Origin of the sequence: Bacillus yapensis, assembly GCF_005280205.1 — a bacterium.
Taxonomy (GTDB): Bacteria; Bacillota; Bacilli; order Bacillales; family Cytobacillaceae; genus Robertmurraya; species Robertmurraya yapensis.
This window is the reverse complement of the sequence record NZ_SUND01000024.1, coordinates 12028-32965: the sequence shown is the minus strand read 5'-3', so window position 1 is coordinate 32965 and position 20938 is coordinate 12028. Positions and strand designations below refer to the sequence as shown.

The window sequence follows — 20938 nt, the reverse complement described above, 5'->3', positions numbered from 1 at the left end:
ATTCATCCCTCACTTTTTCCAAATACGCTTTTGTACAAGTGTATGAGGAAGTATGAAGGAATAGAACAAGCTTTCAGTGTAGAAGGAGGTTACTCTTCTGTGTCGCTAAGCTTTTCTTCAGAGACAACGGAGTACATTCCAGCTGCTTCTTCTTTCTTGGTTGTTTCTTGAAGTTTTTCGATTTTGACGGTGACTCTTTTTTGGCCGAAGCGAACGGAGAGTTCGTCACCGACTTTTACGATTGAGCTTGCTTTGGCGACGATTCCGTTGATTGTGATTCTTCCTTGGTCACTGACCTCTTTTGCTAGGGTTCTTCTTTTGATTAGTCTGGATACTTTTAGAAATTTGTCTAGACGCATGAAATTCACTCCCAATTATAATTAACTATTGCTTATATATTTGTTATTCCTTACTCTTAGCATCGTTCCAAAAATTGTCTAGTTCCATCAAAGTGAAATCACTGAACTCTTTGCCAGTTTCTTTGACACGTTCTTCAACGTAAGCGAAACGACGGGTGAATTTTTGGTTGGTGCTCAGTAGTGCTTCTTCTGGGTTGATTTTTAAGAAGCGGGCTATGTTGATGAGCGCGAAGAGGATATCTCCAAACTCCTTGATGAGTGCTTCTTGGTCGTTTGATTTCATTTCTTGTTCGAATTCTTGTAGCTCTTCTTTTACTTTGAGCCAAGCATCTTCTACTTGCTCCCAGTCAAAGCCAACTTTTGCTGCACTCTTTTGCAATTCATAAGCTCTCAACGTACTCGGAAGGTGTTTACTAACCTTATCTAAAAGAGAAGCTGTAACTTCTTCTCCTTTTTCTTCCCGCTTGATTTCCTGCCAATTTTTCACTACATCATCGGCCGTTTCTGCCTGTACATCGCCAAATACATGAGGATGACGTCGAATCATTTTGTCACTAATTGATTCAATGACTTCCGAAATGGAAAAATACCCCTCATCCTCTCCAATTTGGGCATGGAGCATGATCTGTAGGAGCACATCCCCTAACTCTTCAATCATATGGTCGATGTCTTCCTCGTGGATCGCCTCGATCAGTTCATAGACTTCTTCGATTAAGTACTTTTTCAACGATTCATGGGTTTGCTCTTTGTCCCACGGGCAACCATTTGGCCCACGTAGCGTGGCAATAATTTGACGAAGCTTTGAAAAATCCTTATAAAGAATCGTCTCATCTGATATAGGTGGAACATAAACCGAAGTAAGGTTATTAAGTGTTACTTCCCGATCCAGCTCATACAGAGGAACCTTCGTCACCTTTTCTTCTTTACTTCCGGCAGCCGTAACAATATATACTTCATAATCATCTGGAAGCTTCTCCATTAAAGTTAATTTTACTTCGGACGCGATAAATGTGTCATATACCTGCCCAATGATCATGTGCTGACGAACTTCGATTTCATCTCGATGAAGGCTCGTCCCGTCTAAAAGCTGAAAGCCTTCGATTGGGTCAATTTTAACAGCCTGGAAAAGAGGGTCCAGAAAGCTTTGTCCGCCACTAATTTCTATCTTGATTCCTTGCGCTTCCTCTCGTTCTAATAGCAGCTGCACTGTGCGTTCTGCTACAAGCGGATGTCCTGGTACGGCATAAACAATCGAATCCTTTTCTGCAAGATGAAACAATTCACGCGTTATTTCCTCGTATACTGCTTCAAAGGTGTCATGTTTTTCATAAGTCTCATCAAAGGACGCAAAAGAAAGTCCCTCTTGCTCTAATTCCTCAATTACTGGATGTTCCTTTGTGCGCAAATATATATGCTTCGATTCCTTTAGCAAACGATAAATCCCTAATGGGAGCTGGTCTAAATCGCCAGCCCCTAAACCAATGACAACAATTTTATTCAAAACTTCCTTCATCTCCTTTTTCTACTTGGAAATAAATATATGATTCTGCTCCCAAAGGGCAGTAGCGTTAATTCTTCCTTTGTAAAAATTCTCGTCCGAATCACAACGAGAAGATAGGTGAGCCCTCCACATGCGACGGCACCCAGTGCTTGTATCGTAGCGATTAGACGTTCATGGCCAAACAAATATAGATAATCCGTTAAATAGATAAATCCTTTTAACACAAAAAACATCGCGATCGATGATGCGGCCGCCTTCACCAAAAATGTTCCAAGCTTCAAACGGTGCTGCATCAATATTTGTAATCTAATTAAGAGAATAACCATAATAAGGGCTAATGCACCATTGGATGCCCACGCCGCCCCCATCGTTCCGAACTTTTGAACAAGGACTAGATTGAGCGCATATTTCATTCCGAAACCAACTAAGACGATTATTGCCGGGAATAGGGTGTAGCCAAAGCCCTGAAAAATAGCAATTAGGGTAAGAATGATCGAACCGAAAAGTACGGTGCAGCCTAACAGAGCGAGAACATTTGAGCCATTGCTGTTTTCAAATAACATAATATTTGTCGGCTCCATAATGGTCATTAATCCTACGGTTGCTCCTAGTCCGATTACAACACTTACTCTGAGCGATAAATGAACCTTTTCATTCAAACTTTGCATATTTTTCTTCATGCGTTCACTTGCAATGAGAGGGACAAGAGAAAGTGACATTGATGTAGCCACGATGGTTCCTAGCTGAATCAATGGTTGTCCCCGATCATAAACGCCTTTAAGTACTTTAGCATCTTCTCCATTTATACCACTTGCTATGAGCAAGGAATATAAATTCAAAGAATCAGCGAGCTGAAGGAGAAGAAGGAGCATGCCACTAACGCAAACAGCAAAGCCTTGCACAAATAAAAGCTTAAAAATCTGACTGGCTTCTTTAAATTTTAAGTTATGTATAATTTTTCGAACCTGAATGGATTTATAATCTTTTTTTACCCATATGAAAGTGACCAAAATCAATGCTCCGATTAATCCACCTGTCACCGAGCCAAATGCTGCTCCTGCCCCCACCTCATACATGCTGTAATTGGCTTTCACAAAGACAAAAGCGGTGACTAAAATGGTTCCGACTCGAATGATTTGCTCTCCAACCTGTGAAGTAGCTGTTGGTATCATGTTTCCAATCCCTTGATAATAGCCTCTTAGTAGTGCGGTAATTGGAGTAATTAAAAAGACAACAGAAATCACACGAATTAAGATCGATAGCTTTGGATCGTTCATTTGCTTCCCGATCCACTCAGCCCCAAAATATAAACAGGCAAACAATAAGATGCCAAGGATAAGAAGAAAGATGGCTGAAATAACGAGTAATTTTTGCTGGTCTTCTCGACTTTTTTGTTCTGTATAAAGCTTTGAAATAACTATAGGAAAGCCCGTAGTTGCAAGCACCAAGGCAACTCCATACAGTGGATAGACTTGTTGATATATGTAAAAGCCCGTATCCCCAACAATATTTTGAAAGGGTATCCGATACACTGCACTTAATATTTTGATGATGAGTGCGGCAACCGTTAGGACAAGGGCTCCTTTTACTAAAGATTTTGATTGATTAACAGGCTGCACAAGCCGAACTCCTTCCAGAACACGATTTCAACTGCCTGTATTATAGCATAAGTGGGATTGCTGAACCTTCAAGACATAAGAAAAAGGTAGCCAGCAAGCTACCTTTTTGATGTTATGGATGAGGCTCCGTTCTGTCTAGCTCCTGCGGCTAGCCCCTCGAGGTCGCTTCAGTCCAAAGTCTGAAGTCAAAGAACGACTTCAACCTTTGGCCTTCCAGCGCTTGTCGGGGCTGTTCAAGCCGCTTCCGCATTTCTATTTAAGATTCCATCTGCCTTGCTAGGAATCCCGCTGCTGTTTCGACTGCTTTTTGTTCCACTTCTCCGAGCGAACCTTCTTTTGAGAAAATAATGACTGCCCCGATTGGATCCCCGTTGGCAATAATCGGACCGACTACATAGGAAGATATCGTTTCTTCGTTTCCATCTACTAACGAAAGTCCACCTTGCTCCGTTTTCAAAACAGAGTTTCGATCTTCCATCGTTTTTTCTATCGTTCCACTGATGTTCTTATTTAAATAATCCTTCTTCGATCCACCTGCTACAGCAATATAAGTATCTCTGTCACATATTAATACTGGATTTCCCAAACTATCAAATAAAGCTTCAGCATACTCTTTAGCAAAATCGCTTAACTCGCTGATGGGAGAATATTTCTTTAAAATGACTTCACCATCGCGGTCTACGAATATTTCTAGCGGGTCCCCTTCACGAATGCGAAGGGTTCTGCGAATTTCCTTCGGAATAACGACACGACCCAAATCATCGATTCGACGAACAATACCAGTTGCTTTCATCCAACGTTGCCTCACTTTCATCTGATGATTTTAAAGACTGACATGAATTTCAACTGATGTGAAATCTTGTCATGTTTGAACTTAGTATCTTTCATATGGAAAGTTCTATACACAAACAAAAATTTTTCTCCTATATGGTAAATGTTCCATTAGAGTAAAATGATTCCAGTGTTCTTCTTTAATTCCCTTCTCATGGCGAAATGAAACGTCCGATATGACCTATTTCGTATAAAAAGTTCTTTCCTATTAAGATACCGTCTTTTCCTCATCTCTTTTTGCTTCTTGGAGGCCTTGAACCATTTTGAAAGCAGCTTGAAGCCAATGGGCTACTTCTACACCCTTAATGTGCAGAACGATTTTGAGACGATTTCCTTCCATCCCTAAACCGACCATTCTGCGAAATTCATTACTGATTTCGAATATCTTTTGTCCATTTATTCGTGCACTTTCTTCTTCTGATAAAAGAATCGTCACTTCATTCTTTACCTGCTTAATAGACTCTACACCGACCATTAAGGCATGAGCCTTGATTTCAGCAATTTGGAATAAATACGAAACCTCTTCTGGATACTCCCCAAAGCGGTCCACGATCTCTTCCTGCAGCTCCTCTATTTCTTCCATGGATGTTGCCGCCCGGAATCGTTTGTACATTTCAATTTTTTGATGTCCATCAGAAATATAAGCATCTGGAATGTACGCATCAATCTCAACATCAATTTCCACACTGCTCTTCTGTTCAATTTTCTCAAATTCGCCTTTACGCTCTTCAATTGCTTCTTTCAGCATTTGAGAATACAAGTCGAATCCAACAGAGTCAATAAATCCATGCTGCTGAGCACCGAGAATATTTCCCGCTCCTCGAATAGATAAGTCTCGCATGGCGATCTTGAACCCAGATCCAAGCTCCGTAAATTCCTTGATTGCCTGAAGTCTTTTTTCTGCGACCTCTGTCAAAACCTTATCTTTTCGATACGTAAAATAAGCATAGGCAACACGATTAGAACGACCGACTCGACCACGAAGCTGATAAAGCTGTGATAATCCCATGCGGTCTGCATCAAACACGATTAATGTATTTACATTCGGAATATCGACGCCGGTTTCAATAATTGTCGTGCTGACAAGAACATCAAATTCACCAGCTAAAAATCCTAGCATGACAGATTCGAGCTCATTTTCACTCATTTTCCCATGTGCATATGTCACCCGAGCATCCGGGACGAGCATAGAAATCTCTTCTGCTTTTCGCTCAATATCTTCAACCCTATTATAAAGGAAGTAGACTTGGCCATTACGAGCTAGTTCACGTTCAATTGACTCGCGTACCAATCCGCCATTGTACTCCATCACATAGGTTTGGACAGGAAAACGATTTTCAGGTGGCGTTTCAATTACAGACAAGTCTCGTACTCCCAGCATCGACATATGCAGCGTTCTCGGAATCGGCGTCGCTGTTAATGTTAAAACATCCACATTTGTTTTTAATTGCTTAATCTTCTCTTTATGGGTTACACCAAATCGTTGCTCTTCATCGATGACAAGCAATCCTAAATCACGATAGATAATATCTTTCGAGAGGATACGGTGCGTACCTACTACCACATCGACCGTTCCATTTTTTAAGCCATTAATCGTTTCAGTTTGTTGCTTTTTTGTTCGAAAGCGACTTAACAGCCCAATGTTAATCGGGTAATCTTGAAATCTCTCACGCATTGTCTCATAATGCTGCTGTGCTAAGATCGTCGTTGGAACAAGAATCGCGACTTGTTTTCCATCAGCAATCGCTTTGAAGGCAGCACGAATCGCAACCTCTGTTTTTCCATACCCAACATCACCACAAAGGAGACGATCCATCGGACGTTCTCTTTCCATGTCCTTTTTAATCTCGATAATGGAGCGGATCTGATCTTCGGTTTCTTGATATGGGAAAGAAGATTCGAATTCTCTTTGCATTTCTCCATCCGGAGAGAACGCATAACCCTTTGTCGCTTCACGTTCTGCATACAACTTGATTAAATCATCGGCAATATCCTCAACAGAAGATTGAACCTTTTTCTTAACCTTCTTCCAATCGTTTCCGCCAAGCTTATAGACCTTCGGCTCTTTTCCTTCAGAGGCTACATATTTTTGCACAAGATCAATCTGCTCTACTGGAACATAGAGCTTGTCACTGCCTTGATAACGAATATGCAAATAATCCTTATGAATCCCGTTAATTTGTAACGTTTCAATTCCTAAGTATTTTCCGATCCCGTGATTAACGTGAACAACATAGTCGCCCACTTTTAACTCTGAATAACTCTTGATCCGTTCCGCATTGGATAGCTTTTGACTACGACGGGCTTTTTTCGGCTTTTTGTTAAAAAGCTCTTCTTCCGTAATCACAGCAACTTTTTGAATCGGAAGTTCAAACCCTGTTTGAAGATCCCCTTCCATGATTTGAACTTTCCCAGGCAAGAGATCCTGATGCCCTTGGATAATCGTCGATTCAATTCCGTAATCCTCAAGTACACTTTCAAGCTTATCTACCCGTTTACTATCTGCTCCAAGAAAAAGAATCGCATACTTCCCTTTTTTCAACCGGTCAATTTCAGTTTTTAACACATGCATTTGACCGTGGAAATTCTGCATTTGCTTGCAGGATATATTAATAATATTTTGCGGATTCGTACCCGGAACATGCCTTAGGAATAAGGACATATATATCAGGCGTCGTCTTGCTTTTTGCACCATCCGTTGAATGTGATGACTAATCAAGACATCGTGAATCATTTTGCCTTCCCCTAAGAGGCTCGTATACCACTCGGCTTCCTCTTTTTCTAACGAATCATTCATTTCCTGAACTCTACTAATTTCGTCTGCAAAAATCAATGCGTTCTCTGGTAAGTAGTCAACTAGACTATTAGATTCTTCATAGGCAAATGATAGATATTTGAAAACCTGCTCTGGTTTTTGTTTATTCTTTAATTGTTCAATCTCGTAGCTGATATTTTGTGCCAGGAGCTGTTTAGCCTTTTCATCTTTAATCTTTTTTAAGCTTTTTCCCAATCCTTCTTCAAGCTTGGCTGCTACTTTTTCATAATGTTCGGCTTGGAAAGGTATTTCTGTTGCAGGACCAATTAATATGTCCTTCATTTTATTTCGAGATCGCTGGTCCTCTAGAGAAAATGAGCGAATCGATTCAATTTCATTATCAAATAATTCGATTCGAATCGGATCTGATTCGGTTAGTGGATAAATGTCAATAATTCCACCACGAACACTGAACTCTCCTGGTGAAGAGACCATTTCCGCTCTTACATAACCCATTTCAACAAATCTTAGGAGTTGACGCTCAACATCTATATCTTCCCCAACCGCTAATTTTAGTTGTTGTTCTTTCCAAAGAGTCTTTGGTGGGACGATTTTTCTTAATCCTGAAATAGGAACCACGATGATCCCTTTATTATTTCTACTCCAATGATTTAAAACATCAATACGCTGTGCTTTTAATTCAGGGCTTGCGACACTCATTTCGGCAGCAATTAATTCGTTCGCAGGGTATAAAAATACTTCCTGCTCAGAAACAAGCTGGATGAGGTCATCATACAGCTTTTGAGCCTGTAAAAGATTATAAGTAACAATTAATAATGGCTTTTTTGTTTCGTTGTATACGGATGCTAAAAATACCGTTCTAGCAGAACCAGACAATCCAGCAACCAATTGCTCTCTAAGGCCGCCTTCAATTCCTGCTATAACCGAACGGGTATCATCCTGCCCGATAAAAAGCTGTTTCAGACCGAACACAAGACTCCTCCTCCCTTTTCCAATGGCAAAAAAATTCATCAAGTTCAAACAGAAAAATGCTTTGGAATATCGTCCAAAGCTTGTTTCTAGTGAATAAGGTAATCATTTTGATAATAAGCTGGATTCCGTTCGAGCGATTCCTGACAATCTTCACAAATGGCGGTAATGTTTATATCTCCCGTTAAATCATAGGAGACCATATCCATCCGTTCTTCATCGGTCAGTTTATGCAAGCCCAACTTTTCAGTATCCACAGATAAATTATCAATTGTACCTATATGAACTCCACAGTGGCGGCAATGGTATTTTAAGGCCATTTAAAGCCCTCCTTCTAAACGACTCTTTGCTATTATTATTGACCGTTTAAAAGGGGCTTTATTCATTTTTATTCTATGAATCAATTGCAATTTTGCGTTACTGATTATATTCGTTCATTACTTGTAAAAATGGTTTCTCTAGAATGGCATCACAAGCTTCCGAGCACTTTTTCACAACCTCTTCGATTAGGGGCTGTTCTTCCTTCGAAAATCGTCCTAACACGTAGTCCACAATAGGCTGACCGTTTGAAGGGCGATTGATGCCAACTCGTATTCTATTAAATTCTTGACTACCTACATGAGCAATAATAGATTTCATGCCATTGTGGCCACCAGCACTTCCTTTTTGTCGTAAGCGGATTCTTCCGACTGGTAGATCGAGATCATCATAAATAACAATTAGATCTTCAAGATCTATTTGATAATAGTCCATAAGTGGACGTACTGATTCACCAGATAAATTCATATAGGTTAAAGGTTTTAACAAGAATACTTTTTCTCCGCGAACATTCCCCACACCATATACACCCTTGTGCTTTGCTTGGTCGAGGGGAATTTGCAGTTGCTCTGATAAATAATCAATGACTTCAAACCCTATATTATGCCTCGTTTTTTCATATTGTTTCCCAGGATTCCCTAACCCCACGATCAATTTCATAATCTCACCCTTATTCGCTCTTTTCTTATTGGTTTTTCTTATCCCAGGTTGATTTTCGCTCCAATCAACTTAGTTAGCAATATCAAACTTTTAAAACAAAATTCTAAAACTTGTCCTATCTAAATTATAATCAAGCCGCTCAAAAAAAGCATATGTAATTAAAAGAGACGATTGCTATACATGAAGGGGCTGACTTACATAGTCAGTCCCTCATCAATACATATACTTAATTATGAATCAGTGGATTCCGGTTCTGTTTCTCTGCCTTCTTGATTATCCGGAGCACCTTCTTCTTGTTGCTCTCCAGAATCAATTTCCTCTTCGACTTTTGGTGGAAGGATCGAGACGATCGTTTGCTCTGCCTCTGTATTAATAGTGTATCCTTGCTCACTTGTAATATCGCCAACTGTAATCGTCTCGCCGACTTGTAGTTGAGTAACATCCACCTCAATCGCCTGCGGAATATTAGATGGTGTCGCGGTCACGGTCACTTCATGGAGGGACTGCTGCATGACGCCGCCATCTTTTACCCCTTCTGCTTCTCCAATTAAAGTAATTCGCACATCAGCCTGAATTTCCTTCGACATATCGACTGCAAGTAAATCAGCATGAACGATTTCACGCTTGATGGGGTCAGATTGATAATCGGTTAAGATGACATTCACTTGTTTCCCATTCAAGTTTAATGGAAAGACGCCATTTCTACCAACTTCGCGCATGGTTCTCAAAAAGTCTGCTCCATTTATGTAAACGGAGGTACTCTCTAGTTTGTTTCCATACACAACGGCTGGGATATTCCCTTCTTGTCGAATCTTCGTTAAAGCAGAATTTCTAAATTCCGTTCTCTCAACAGCCTGTAAAGCAGAACTCATTGTATGATCCCCTTCCTATTGGTGCATATCCTCTTGAGTCTTTTCGAAAAGAACTTCTCGAAATAGACTCTCCTTTATAAAAAATGCCCAAAAGAAGTAAGGAATAAACATTAATTTTTTGATCAAGCAAAGGCTTGCTTATGAAAAGCAAGCCCTCGTTTTTTATAAAAATCAATCAAATAATGTACTTACAGACTGGTCTTCGTGAACGCGGATAATCGCTTCACCGATTAGTGCAGCAACAGATAGTTGCTTAATCTTTCCGGATAATTTTTCTTCGGAAAGTCTGATGGAGTTTGTCACAACCAACTCTTTAATCTTAGAGTTTTCAATTCTTTCAATCGCAGGACCTGATAATACAGGGTGTGTACAGCACGCATAAACTTCCACAGCACCGTTTTCGATTAACGCATTGGCAGCAAGAGTGATCGTACCTGCTGTATCAATGATATCATCAATCAAAATAGCCACTTTGCCTTCAATGTTCCCGACGATGTTCATCACTTCGGCCACATTTGGCTTAGGTCTGCGTTTATCAATAATAGCAATTGGAGCTTTCAAACGTTCTGACATCTTACGAGCACGAGTTACGCCACCATGGTCAGGAGAGACGATGACAATATCTCTGTCAAACTCTTTGCTCTTGAAATACTCAGATAAAATCGGAACGCCCATTAAATGATCCGTAGGGATATCGAAGAAACCTTGGATTTGCGGAGCATGTAAATCAAGTGTAATAACACGAGTTGCTCCAGCAACTTCAAGTAAATTCGCCGTAAGCTTTGCAGTAATTGGTTCACGAGCACGGGCTTTACGATCTTGTCGTGCATAGCCGTAGTATGGCATAACAATATTAATTGTCTTCGCAGAAGCTCGTTTTAAAGCATCGATCATAATAAGTAATTCCATTAAATGCTCGTTTACGGGAGAACTTGTTGATTGGATAATGAACACATCACAACCACGAATACTTTCTTCGATGTTGATTTGAATTTCACCATCACTAAAACGCTGAACAGAACACTTACCTAATTCTACCCCGATTACTTTTGCGATTTCTTTTGCAAGCTCCGGATTTGAATTTAACGTAAACACCTTTAAATTCGGATCTAAATACTGGTTTGACATGATGAACCTCCAATTGCTTTCTTTTATTTTGGCTGTCTTCTGAAAGAAAAGAGCCGCTTATTTATTTCTGATTTTTTCTGCGTACTGTTCCTTATTAACCTGACGAGCTCGTGCAATAGCTAGTGCATTCCCTGGGACATCTTCAACGACTGTAGAACCAGCGGCAACATACGCCCCTTTTCCAACGGTCACAGGTGCGACTAAATTAGAATTGCAACCAATGAACACATCATCTTCAATCTTCGTTAGGAATTTATTTTTACCATCGTAGTTAACAGTTATAGAGCCGCAACCAATATTCACATCACGACCAACCTCAGCATCTCCAATATAGCTCAAATGTGATGCCTTGCTGCCTTTACCAAATACAGTTTTCTTAATTTCTACAAAGTTACCGATCTTTACTTCATCATGTATTTCTGATTGCGGGCGAATATGAGCGAAAGGCCCAATATTCACTTGTGCACCAATCTCACTATCATGCGCGACAGATTGTCGAACAATAGTACCTTCACCAATATGACAATTCTTAATCTCACTGTTCGGTCCAATTTGGCAATCTGAAGCAATTTTTGTATGTCCTGTAAGGACAGTTCCTGGATAAACAATCGTATCTTGACCAATTTCTACATCAGCATCAATATACGTATTGTTCGGGTCGATAATGGTTACGCCATTACGCATATGGAATTCATTGATTCGATTTCTTAACGTACTTTCAGCCTGTGAAAGAGCAACTCGATCATTCACGCCAAGCGTTTCATCAAAATCATCCGTCTGGAAAGCTGTTACGATTTCACCACGATTTTTTAGAATCTCGATCACATCTGGTAAATAATACTCACCTTGGACATTTTCATTAGAAACATTTTTGAGCGCATCAAATAGCGCTTGATTGTCAAAACAATATGTACCTGTGTTAATTTCTTTGACTTTACGCTCTTCATCTGACGCATCCTTGTGCTCGACAATCTTTTCAACGAAGCCTTTATCATTTCTGATAAGACGACCATAGCCTGTTGGATCATCTGTATAAGCAGTTAAGACTGTTACTTTAGCATTTGTCTCTTCATGTTGTTTCAACAGAGCTTCCATTGTTTCAGCTTTAATTAAAGGAGTGTCTCCACAAACAACTAGTGTTACTCCCTCTTTGCCTTCGAGCATTTCTTGCGCTTGCATCACTGCATGAGCAGTTCCAAGCTGTTCCGCTTGTAATGCATAGCTGCACTGGTCACCTAATTGAGATTTCACTAGTTCTGCACCATGGCCAATCACAGTGACAATATGGTCCATATCAAGCTTTGAAACTTGATCAACAACATGTTGAACCATTGGTTTGCCACATACGGGATGTAAAACCTTATAAAGCTTTGACTTCATCCTTGTCCCTTGACCTGCGGCTAAAACGACCGCATAACGTTTAGACATTGACAGTCCTCCATTTAACCTAAAATATTGAAAAGAAAAATTAAAGCAACTATGCTTGATTTTTCTGCAAAAAATTTAATTTAATCCATTAAGAATATATCCTAAATACACAACTATTTCAAGGAAATATCACAAAGTACAAATAATTGTCAGCTCATGAAGGCGAAGTGTCCATCCTAGCGCTAATTGGGACGAAAGGTGCGTTTTAAGAAATATAACTTTTGGAGGATTTGTTCAAAAAATTTTTAACGGGGGTTTATGAATGGAGAAATTCGGGTATGAATTCGAGGTGAAGAATGAAAATAATCCCCATAAAAAAAGGCACTACTTGATGCAGTAGGCCCTTGTTGCTATATCCTATGAAGCTCCGGCTTCTTCAAATTCAACCTCTAATTCACCTAGACGGTGGTATTCAGCCAAAACAGCTTCTTGGATTTTACCGCGTGTTCCAGAATTGATTGGATGAGCGATATCACGAAATTCACCATCCGGAGTACGTTTGCTAGGCATAGCCACGAACAAACCGTTGTTTCCGTCGATGACGCGAATGTCATGAACAACAAACTCATTATCAAGTGTAATCGATGCAATCGCTCTCATACGTCCATCTGTATTTACACGGCGAAGTCTTACGTCAGTTACTTCCATTTTGTTCACCACCTTTGCAAATAGATACAAATCTAGTTAATTAATTCCACATATTTTCTATTAATCCTTCTTTTCTGTAAAAATTTTTTAAAAATTGGGTCTAAATTGTGAACCCGCTTTCAAAAACTACTAGAAAAGGGAGATCCTCATTAAGAAGGATCTTTATTTTACTAGAGCGATTACTTCGATTTCGACTAATGCATCTTTTGGCAGTCTTGCAACTTCAACGCAAGAACGAGCTGGTTTATGAGTTGAAAAATACTCACCGTATACTTCATTGATCGCCCCAAAGTCGTCCATACTCTTAATAAATACGGTTGCCTTTACCACTGTCTCCAATGAAGCCCCTGCTTCTTGTAAGACAGCCTGGAGGTTTTTAAATACTTGATGTGTTTGATCTTTCACATCGCCTACTACCATTTCACCTGAAGCAGTTAACGGAATTTGTCCTGAGCTATAAAACAAGTTATTTACGACAATCCCTTGAGAATAAGGACCGATCGCAGCTGGTGCCAGATTTGTTTGCACGACTTTCATTTGTTAAGCCCCCTAACAATTTTATACTAATAAAGATTCTATCTTTTGAAAATAGTTTCCTTCACTAACTGTGATCTTTTTTTCTCTCACATCGACATCAGAAAGTTTAACAAGAGATAGATAATCGTCCACTAGTCGTTCTTCCGTTTTCTCTGCTTCTACTAATACAGCAATTCCCGCTACAGATGCGTTAAACTCATCTAATAAGCTAATCATGCCATTAACCGTTCCGCCTGCTTTCATGAAATCATCCACGATCAGCACACTTGAGCCCTCTTCTAAACTTCTTTTTGAAAGTAGCATCGTTTGAATTCTTTTTGAAGAACCCGATACATAGTTGATACTTACTGTTGAGCCTTCCGTTACTTTACTGTCCCTTCTAACGATCACAACTGGAACATTCAACTGACTCGCAACCGCGTAAGCTAGCGGAATACCTTTAGTAGCAACTGTCATTACCACATCAATTTTAGTATTGATATAAGCAGACGCTAGGAGTCGTCCTGCTCTTTGTAAAATAGAAGGATCTCCTAATAGATCCATCATGTACAAATACCCTCCAGGTAAAAGGCGATCAGGATTCGCAATTAAATCACATAGTTCCTGAACAAAGGGTCTTGCTTCCTCTTCCGAAACCTTCACATAAAACTTAACCCCACCTGCTGCTCCTGGAACCGTTTGTAATGTGCCGATACCCCTATGCTCAAAGGCTTCTTTAATAATTCCTAAATCCTCACTAATAGAGGATTTTGCTGACCCATACTTTTCTGAAAAAAATGACAGAGATACGAGTTCTCTAGGGTGGTCTAGTAAATAATTCGTCATATCGATCAGGCGTTCACTTCGACGAAATTTCACTGGTCAAACCTCCTTTTAATCCGAATATTTTATCGTTAATATATCACTAATATACGGATCTAATCAAGAGTATGCCTTTCCCCTAGCATTCTAACCGCAAACACCTGGTCACAAAACCCTCTTAATCCATTGTATAAACGATGCATTCTTGAATCATGTTGGACTAAGGCAAATACTGTTGGTCCACTGCCACTCATCAGAACAGCATCTGCACCAAATCGGTGCATTTGGTCTTTGATTTGTGCTACCTCAGGATACACATTCAACGTAACATCCTCTAGAACATTGCCAACATTTTTGCAAACACCTGTAAAATCCTGCTGACGAATCGCTTCAATCATCCCTGCTGTATTGGGATGAGAAACCCCGTTCATTTGAAGGCGACGATAAATATCTGCCGTTGAAACCCCAATCAATGGTTTTGCTAGAACGACCCAACAGCTTGGAGGAGCAGGAAGATGCTCAATCTTTTCTCCTCTGCCTGTCGCGAGTGCCGTCCCACCGTACACACAAAAAGAAACATCCGAACCGATTTCCGCACCAAGTACGGCTAGCTCGTCCATGGACAAGCCAAGCTTCCAGAGCTTATTTAACCCTCTTAAAGTGGCCGCTGCATCACTACTTCCACCTGCAAGGCCAGCTGCAACAGGAATCGTTTTCTCTATGTTTATTTGCACGCCTTCTTTTACCTGAAATTTATCCTTCAATAATTTCGCTGCTTGATAAGCGAGATTACGTTGATCATCCGGAACAAAACGATTTTGTGAAGTAATCTTAATTGTGTCCTGAGATAACAACGTGAGTTCGATCCGATCAGCTAAATCAATCGTTGTCATTATCATTTCAACCTCATGATAGCCATCCGGACGTTTATGTAAAACATCTAATGATAAATTAATTTTGGCTGGTGCCTTCAATAAAACCTTCAAAAAATCCACCTACTTGAATTTTTTCGCTTTGGCGAAAATAATTTTCCTTTATATTTGCGCTAGCAAAATAACTTTCCTTAATATTTTTCGCATTAGCGAACATAATTTTCCTTTATCCTTTGCGTTAGCAAAATAACAATGCTTTTTCGGCTTAGCGAAAATAGCTATGCTTTTTCGCGCTAGCGAAAATAGCTTTCCTCTAACCCCTTTTTTCCACCTTAATATTATATGTATGGACATGACGTGAGAAATTCATCCATTTTTCGTCCTATTGTACCATAAAACAATTTATATAGACGTGCTCTTCTTCACAATTCGCAAAAAGAACTTTCTTTAACCTTTCGCATAAGTCTATCCTTCTCCATTATGAAAGTATACTAAATAGAATAAGCCAGGGCTAGTAGCCCTGGCTTTAACGTAGTGAATTCATTTTTTTCTAAAAAGGTTATTGCTTATTGGCTAGTTGCTGCTCTGCGAGTTCGATTGCTCGCTTAACCATATTTCCAGCATCTTTTGCACGAATGCCGCCCCAACCTTCTTTCTGGACAACATCATAGAAGCCCAACTCTTTCGCAAGCTCTTCTTTTAAGCCCTCTGACATAACGCCGCGTCTTCTGCCCAAAACGAACAGCTCCTTTCTTCACTACGTACTCTTATTATGAATAACGAAAGGATAAAACATGTGCAATAGTTCAAAAGCAGAAGCGCCTTGCTCAGCCCCGACAAGCGCTGGAAGACCAGATAATGAAGTTTGTTCTTCAACTTCATCATCTGGTCTGAAGCGACCTCGAGGGGCTAGGCGCTGGAGCTAGATGTGGATGCGCAGAATACAGAAGATTACATATTCGTGAAATTAAGCTTCTGAAAAAAATAAAAAGCAGCAAACCTATGTTCACTGCTCACTCAAATATAACTTAGCTTAACGCTACTTGTCCTGTTGTATCTTCATAGAAGGTAATTTGAACCGTTTCTGTAAGTACATCTGCATAGCTGTACGATACACGTTCGAATGCATTTTCATCCTGATCTAACTCAATCACAAATACGGATGGATAAGTCTCAGCCAAAATACCTGAACGTTCAATCGTCTTTCTACGTCCACCGTTGGCCTTAAGCAACAATCTTTTCCCTAAATTTGAATCAAGGGCTTTCTTAATATCAACTAAAGTTTTTGCCATTCGGTCCACCTCACTATGTAAAGTATAACACACTGACACAATAAAGTCAAACACAAAAATATAAATTATAACAGTGTTTAAAAATGATTGTCAATATATTTTATTCCACATTTTTTTCTAATTTTCTACAATTAGGTTTTTTCGCGTTAGCGAAAATAACCTTCCTTCTCACTTCGCGTTAGCGAAAATAACTTACCTCTTTAAGTTTTCTCTCATTTCCTTAATATACTTTCCTGTTTTGACAAGAATATGTATAGCTATACAAAATAGTATAATGATGCGGATTATAGCATTTTAACTAAAGTGGAGGATAGACTCCCCCACTCGTTTTTTTGAATCATTATTGTCGAAAAATTTATTCTTGGTTTTCTGCGGTATACGGCATTCCAGTTCTTAAAATCCCTCTCGTCTCGACGCCACCTAGTCCCTTTTCCCCTGTTAACGTATTTCTCAGCACATCCCATACGTTGATTCTCTCCATGAAGGGGGTAAAACTAATTTTCGCCACTATATAAACAGGATCTAAAGCATGTATATTCACCCGTGTTGGTGAACTGGCAAAATTGGCTCCTGCATGAATAAGGGATTCAAAATGGGATTGGCAAGCACCAGCGAAAATCACGAGATGATCTAAATTAGGAATTTTTTTACGCGCCTCTATAACCGTTTGAACGAAGTATTTCGAATGTCTGTATGCATTGATATCGGTAATGGAGCCCTTCGATTTCGAATAAGCGTCATGTCCTGTAATTACTAGGATATCTGGACGGTAATATTCAATAAGCTGCCCAATTTTCTGAGGCATCTCTTTCTCGTTGCAATGGATTCCTGTTACCGGAATACCAATCCTCTCATAAAGGCTCAAGCATTTCTTTAAATAAGTTGGATCCCCATCAATGTGAAGGACTCGCCCAGGCATTTGAAAATAGCTGACCTTTTTTGTATAGCCATCAGTCGTTGCATACTCTTGTTTCTGTTGCAACAAATCTATATCCTGTTGGAACAACCGATAGGACTGTTCCTCAAGAGAGCGAAATTCTCGTGTCAGTTGCATCCGCTTTGATTGGTCAATGACCAACAGATCTTCATAAGGAGCATCAGCTATTAAACGAAAATCCTCACCATACAAGACAGCAACTTTTTGACCGTTTTCTTCTTTAATATCAATGACTCGGAACAGAATATCGCATTTATAAGAAATTCTTCCGACAATGTCCATGAGGTTAATCGTCACATAAAGTCACTCCAATTCGTCCAAGTAGAGCCTTCTAGCTTCTTATTCATAGAGGTAATAGTCGGTAACCTTCCCTCTGTAACTCCACTAAAAACAGTGATCACTTTATTTCAAAATATGCATTTGACTAGAAACATGTGCTTTTGTCGGACAATAAAAAAAGGAGGCTCTATCAAGAACCTCCAGTGTGTAGCCAAAGTGAAATTAGTTAAAGTAAGGATATAGCGCGTCACTAAGGACTGCAAATTCCTCAATAGAGAGGGTTTCTCCCCGTCTTGTTGGTTCGATATTCGCTTCACTTAAGGAAGTGAGAATTTGTTCCTTCTTCTCTTTTCCAGAAGGGAGCTGACTCGTAAGATTGTTTAAGATCGTCTTTCTCCGCTGAGCAAAGCTTGCTCTTGTCACAGTGAAGAAAAATGCCTCATCCTTTACAGACACGCGCGGCGTCTCTCTAACGGTTAGACGAATAACTGCTGAATCAACATTGGGTTGTGGTACAAAAACCGTTTTTGGAACGATCATAACGGTTTCAGCTTCTGTATAGTACTGAACAGCGATCGACAGTGAACCATAGTCCTTGTTCCCTGGTTTCGCAGCAATACGCTCCGCCACTTCTTTTTGTAGCATACAGACAATTCCTCGAATCGGAAGCTTGTCCTCGAGCAATTTCATAATGATCGGCGTGGTCACATAGTAAGGTAAATTCGCGACTACCATAACATCCTCAATCCCAGCGAATTCCTCCGCAACAATCGATGCTACATCCGCTTTTAAAACGTCTTGATGAATGATTTTTTTATTTGGGTAAGGGGCAAGTGTTTCCTCTAAAATGGGCAATAATCGCTGATCAATTTCAAACGCGACTACTTTTTTACTTCTACGTAATAATTGTTCTGTCAAAGCACCAATACCAGGCCCAATTTCAATCGCACCTGACTCTTCTGTCAAATTGGCGTGGTCTACTATCCGATTTAATATATTTGTATCGATTAAGAAATTCTGTCCTAGACTTTTCTTAAAAGAAAATCCATGCTTTTCTAAGATTGCCTTCGTTCTGACAGGCGTTGCAATATCCTTATTCATCTTTCTCCTCCTGCTGTATCACTTTTATCGCTTGCGCAAAGTCATTTTGGGTGATTTGAAACATCTGAAGCCGTTTATGTAGCTGTTTTCCATTGGTATAACCAATTTTAAGGAGTTTCCCAAGCTTTTCTCTCCGCTCCTTTGAGCCAGTACCACCAATCAAACCAGCGATTAGTAAATCCTCCTGAGAGATTTCCTCGACTGCATCATCTGCCATCAGATGAGCATCCTTTAGTGCATTGCGTATGACTTCAGGTGATGCGTGTTCGACGCCCACTCCCTTACCATGCTTATGCAGAGCATCTTCTTTGGGAATGAATGCATGTTTACATTCTGGCACGTGAGCAGTTATCGTTTGTCTAATTTTTTGACCAGGAAAATCCGGGTCTGTAAAAACAATCACGCCTCTTGTTGCTTGAGCGAGCTTTATTTTTTCAATCGTCTCTTCATTAATGGCCGAACCATTGGTTTCAATGGTATCTGCTTCAACAGCCCTTTTTATCGCTGTCGTATCATCCTTACCTTCTACGACGATGATTTCTTTAATCTTCATATTTCCTCCATTAAATCTCGAAAGCTTTTCTTTGATCATTTTTTATGAAAAAATTGATAAATAATTGAAACATTTTTGTAATGTTGTTCGTCTATATAAGTGTAATGAAAAATGAGCAAAAAAACAAAGAACATCACAAAAATAACAAAAAAAGCAGAGGATACCCCCCTGCTCAAAAACAAACCTAATAGTAAGTAAGGTTTAAATATATCTAAACTAAATGTATTAGTAGCTAGTTCAAAATTTTAATTTTTACAGTTTTTCTGCCCCATCGATAAGCATCTGATTTTGATGAAAAGAATACATCAATCTTATTGCCTCTGATGGATCCACCTGTATCAGCAGCTACGGCATAACCGTACCCTTCTACATACACCTTTGTTCCTAATGGAATGACACTTGGATCAACTGCGATAATTTTCGCATTCGGGTTCGCTTTTAAATTATAACCCGTTGCCGTTGTTCCAGAGCAACCATTACAGTTAGCTGTATACGCTGTCGAGCTCACATAGAATTCCTTACTTACGTTTTCTGCACCACGAGATACCGTTTGTGCAATTACTTTTGTACCAACTGCCACTACCTTATCACGCTTTTCTTTCACAGTCGTTTCATTCAGTAGCGTTCGCGATACTTCCTTACCATTCTCAAGAACAACTTCGAATTCCTTCTTAACGAGTCCTTCTTGACCTGAGGTAATTGTTTTTTCTGTTCCTTTTGTCAGGGCTTGATCTTTCTTCGTCACAACAGCAAATTTAATTGGTTCTTCCACTACATCGGTGACTTTTTCAACTCGAGTGACCATAACTTTAGTCTCTTCTGTGACGGATTCGTCCTTAGTTGGTTCTACACGGTCTAATTCATTTAGCGTGATTCCTTGTTGTAATAAAAAGTCAGCGACCGTAGTCGAAGTTGACCATACCTGCTTTTCTTTCCCACCGTCAGAGAGTGTTATAGAAAAAGCCTTATCTACTTGAATATGTAGATCGTCTTTAATTTTTGAATCTATTGTGGGTTGAACCTTATCATGCTCGCTCAAGGTTATTTTTTGCTCTTTTAAAAACTCTCCAACCGTATCGGCTGTTGTCCAGACTTGTTTCTTTTCGTTTCCCTTTACCATTTGGACCTGTTTTGCTGGTTCCCATACAACCTTAAGATTCTCTTTTACTTTCGTATCGGCTGATGGTGATACATAGTCTTCTGAGTGAAGTGAAATATCTAACTCTTTTAATACTTCTTCTATTGTTGCTGCATGTGTCTTAACGACTTTTTCTTGACCATCTAGCGTAAGTGCTACTGTTGTTTTCGTTGTTTCGTAGAATACAAACCCAAAGGCTGCAGCAAAAACTACGAAACTAGCTAAAATAACGGTCAATTTCTTTTTACTCAAAGACTTGGAAAACAGGTTTTTCATGTTTTTGATTACGATGAAAAACGCCTCCTTCTCTCTCGAGTGA

Annotated in this window: 21 protein-coding genes; all 21 read right to left on the bottom strand. The window is 39.7% G+C overall.

The window, feature by feature from the left end:
* Window positions 1-89 precede the first annotated feature (89 nt).
* The 21 genes from FAR12_RS21480 to FAR12_RS21385 all read right to left on the bottom strand — a co-directional run bounded on the left by FAR12_RS21480 (window position 90) and on the right by FAR12_RS21385 (window position 20895).
* Window positions 90-359, bottom strand: coding sequence for an RNA-binding S4 domain-containing protein (locus FAR12_RS21480; protein WP_126410810.1), 270 nt, complete (start codon window positions 357-359; stop codon window positions 90-92).
* 43 nt (window positions 360-402) lie between these two features.
* Complete coding sequence (yabN, locus tag FAR12_RS21475) at window positions 403-1860, bottom strand: bifunctional methyltransferase/pyrophosphohydrolase YabN (RefSeq protein ID WP_425456226.1); 1458 nt, start codon at window positions 1858-1860, stop codon at window positions 403-405.
* 8 nt (window positions 1861-1868) lie between these two features.
* Window positions 1869-3479 (bottom strand): putative polysaccharide biosynthesis protein, encoded by a 1611-nt coding sequence (locus FAR12_RS21470; RefSeq protein WP_126410808.1) that lies wholly within the window; start codon window positions 3477-3479, stop codon window positions 1869-1871.
* A gap of 256 nt (window positions 3480-3735) precedes the next feature.
* On the bottom strand, window positions 3736-4272 hold the full coding sequence (gene spoVT, locus FAR12_RS21465) for a stage V sporulation protein T (RefSeq protein WP_126410807.1): 537 nt from the start codon (window positions 4270-4272) through the stop codon (window positions 3736-3738).
* Window positions 4273-4518: 246 nt separating this feature from the next.
* Entirely contained in the window at window positions 4519-8058 is a 3540-nt protein-coding gene (gene mfd, locus FAR12_RS21460; protein ID WP_126410806.1) for a transcription-repair coupling factor, read from the bottom strand.
* Between the two features lie 86 nt (window positions 8059-8144).
* On the bottom strand, window positions 8145-8375 hold the full coding sequence (gene fin, locus FAR12_RS21455) for an anti-sigma-F factor Fin (RefSeq protein WP_126410805.1): 231 nt from the start codon (window positions 8373-8375) through the stop codon (window positions 8145-8147).
* 97 nt (window positions 8376-8472) lie between these two features.
* Complete coding sequence (pth, locus tag FAR12_RS21450; RefSeq protein WP_126410804.1) at window positions 8473-9033, bottom strand: aminoacyl-tRNA hydrolase; 561 nt, start codon at window positions 9031-9033, stop codon at window positions 8473-8475.
* Between the two features lie 230 nt (window positions 9034-9263).
* The gene (locus FAR12_RS21445) at window positions 9264-9905 is read right to left on the bottom strand and encodes a 50S ribosomal protein L25/general stress protein Ctc (RefSeq protein ID WP_126410803.1); all 642 of its coding nucleotides are present in this window, start codon (window positions 9903-9905) and stop codon (window positions 9264-9266) included.
* A 171-nt stretch (window positions 9906-10076) separates the two neighbouring features.
* Window positions 10077-11033 carry a ribose-phosphate diphosphokinase gene (locus FAR12_RS21440; protein ID WP_126410802.1) on the bottom strand — a complete coding sequence of 319 codons (957 nt, stop codon included), beginning with the start codon at window positions 11031-11033 and terminating at the stop codon, window positions 10077-10079.
* 57 nt (window positions 11034-11090) lie between these two features.
* On the bottom strand, window positions 11091-12461 hold the full coding sequence (glmU, locus tag FAR12_RS21435) for a bifunctional UDP-N-acetylglucosamine diphosphorylase/glucosamine-1-phosphate N-acetyltransferase GlmU (protein ID WP_126410801.1): 1371 nt from the start codon (window positions 12459-12461) through the stop codon (window positions 11091-11093).
* A gap of 357 nt (window positions 12462-12818) precedes the next feature.
* Window positions 12819-13109: a septation regulator SpoVG gene (gene spoVG, locus FAR12_RS21430; RefSeq protein WP_003347151.1), complete on the bottom strand. Its 291-nt coding sequence runs from the start codon at window positions 13107-13109 to the stop codon at window positions 12819-12821.
* 162 nt (window positions 13110-13271) lie between these two features.
* Entirely contained in the window at window positions 13272-13646 is a 375-nt protein-coding gene (ridA, locus tag FAR12_RS21425) for a 2-iminobutanoate/2-iminopropanoate deaminase (protein ID WP_126410800.1), read from the bottom strand.
* 21 nt (window positions 13647-13667) lie between these two features.
* Window positions 13668-14504 (bottom strand): pur operon repressor, encoded by an 837-nt coding sequence (gene purR, locus FAR12_RS21420; RefSeq protein WP_126410799.1) that lies wholly within the window; start codon window positions 14502-14504, stop codon window positions 13668-13670.
* 59 nt (window positions 14505-14563) lie between these two features.
* A complete protein-coding gene (gene ispE, locus FAR12_RS21415) occupies window positions 14564-15433 on the bottom strand; it encodes a 4-(cytidine 5'-diphospho)-2-C-methyl-D-erythritol kinase (protein WP_126410798.1) in 870 nt (289 codons plus the stop codon).
* Entirely contained in the window at window positions 15399-15536 is a 138-nt protein-coding gene (locus FAR12_RS23620) for a hypothetical protein (RefSeq protein WP_170972287.1), read from the bottom strand. Before FAR12_RS23620 ends, ispE begins: the two co-directional genes overlap by 35 nt.
* A 342-nt stretch (window positions 15537-15878) precedes the next feature.
* The gene (locus FAR12_RS21410) at window positions 15879-16055 is read right to left on the bottom strand and encodes a small, acid-soluble spore protein, alpha/beta type (RefSeq protein WP_126410797.1); all 177 of its coding nucleotides are present in this window, start codon (window positions 16053-16055) and stop codon (window positions 15879-15881) included.
* A 292-nt stretch (window positions 16056-16347) separates the two neighbouring features.
* Entirely contained in the window at window positions 16348-16611 is a 264-nt protein-coding gene (gene veg, locus FAR12_RS21405) for a biofilm formation stimulator Veg (protein WP_126410796.1), read from the bottom strand.
* A 355-nt stretch (window positions 16612-16966) separates the two neighbouring features.
* Window positions 16967-17845, bottom strand: coding sequence for a sporulation peptidase YabG (gene yabG / locus FAR12_RS21400; protein ID WP_126410795.1), 879 nt, complete (start codon window positions 17843-17845; stop codon window positions 16967-16969).
* A 204-nt stretch (window positions 17846-18049) separates the two neighbouring features.
* Entirely contained in the window at window positions 18050-18928 is an 879-nt protein-coding gene (gene rsmA, locus FAR12_RS21395; protein WP_126410794.1) for a 16S rRNA (adenine(1518)-N(6)/adenine(1519)-N(6))-dimethyltransferase RsmA, read from the bottom strand.
* Window positions 18921-19481, bottom strand: coding sequence for a ribonuclease M5 (rnmV, locus tag FAR12_RS21390; RefSeq protein WP_126410793.1), 561 nt, complete (start codon window positions 19479-19481; stop codon window positions 18921-18923). The genes rsmA and rnmV overlap by 8 nt, the downstream gene beginning before the upstream one ends.
* A gap of 232 nt (window positions 19482-19713) precedes the next feature.
* On the bottom strand, window positions 19714-20895 hold the full coding sequence (locus FAR12_RS21385; protein ID WP_126410792.1) for a resuscitation-promoting factor: 1182 nt from the start codon (window positions 20893-20895) through the stop codon (window positions 19714-19716).
* Window positions 20896-20938: the final 43 nt, after the last annotated feature.

What these genes read in the sequence shown, in the direction of transcription:
- fin (WP_126410805.1), bottom strand. Translation starts at nt 8,375, where the DNA reads ATGGCCTTAAAATACCATTGCCGCCACTGTGGAGTTCATATAGGTACA.
- pth (WP_126410804.1), bottom strand. Translation starts at nt 9,033, where the DNA reads ATGAAATTGATCGTGGGGTTAGGGAATCCTGGGAAACAATATGAAAAA.
- rnmV (WP_126410793.1), bottom strand. Translation starts at nt 19,481, where the DNA reads ATGAAGATTAAAGAAATCATCGTCGTAGAAGGTAAGGATGATACGACA.
- FAR12_RS23620 (WP_170972287.1), bottom strand. Translation starts at nt 15,536, where the DNA reads ATGTTCGCTAATGCGAAAAATATTAAGGAAAGTTATTTTGCTAGCGCA.
- veg (WP_126410796.1), bottom strand. Translation starts at nt 16,611, where the DNA reads ATGGCAAAAACTTTAGTTGATATTAAGAAAGCCCTTGATTCAAATTTA.
- FAR12_RS21440 (WP_126410802.1), bottom strand. Translation starts at nt 11,033, where the DNA reads ATGTCAAACCAGTATTTAGATCCGAATTTAAAGGTGTTTACGTTAAAT.
- ridA (WP_126410800.1), bottom strand. Translation starts at nt 13,646, where the DNA reads ATGAAAGTCGTGCAAACAAATCTGGCACCAGCTGCGATCGGTCCTTAT.
- spoVG (WP_003347151.1), bottom strand. Translation starts at nt 13,109, where the DNA reads ATGGAAGTAACTGACGTAAGACTTCGCCGTGTAAATACAGATGGACGT.
- FAR12_RS21480 (WP_126410810.1), bottom strand. Translation starts at nt 359, where the DNA reads ATGCGTCTAGACAAATTTCTAAAAGTATCCAGACTAATCAAAAGAAGA.
- rsmA (WP_126410794.1), bottom strand. Translation starts at nt 18,928, where the DNA reads ATGAATAAGGATATTGCAACGCCTGTCAGAACGAAGGCAATCTTAGAA.
- spoVT (WP_126410807.1), bottom strand. Translation starts at nt 4,272, where the DNA reads ATGAAAGCAACTGGTATTGTTCGTCGAATCGATGATTTGGGTCGTGTC.
- glmU (WP_126410801.1), bottom strand. Translation starts at nt 12,461, where the DNA reads ATGTCTAAACGTTATGCGGTCGTTTTAGCCGCAGGTCAAGGGACAAGG.
- FAR12_RS21385 (WP_126410792.1), bottom strand. Translation starts at nt 20,895, where the DNA reads ATGAAAAACCTGTTTTCCAAGTCTTTGAGTAAAAAGAAATTGACCGTT.
- FAR12_RS21445 (WP_126410803.1), bottom strand. Translation starts at nt 9,905, where the DNA reads ATGAGTTCTGCTTTACAGGCTGTTGAGAGAACGGAATTTAGAAATTCT.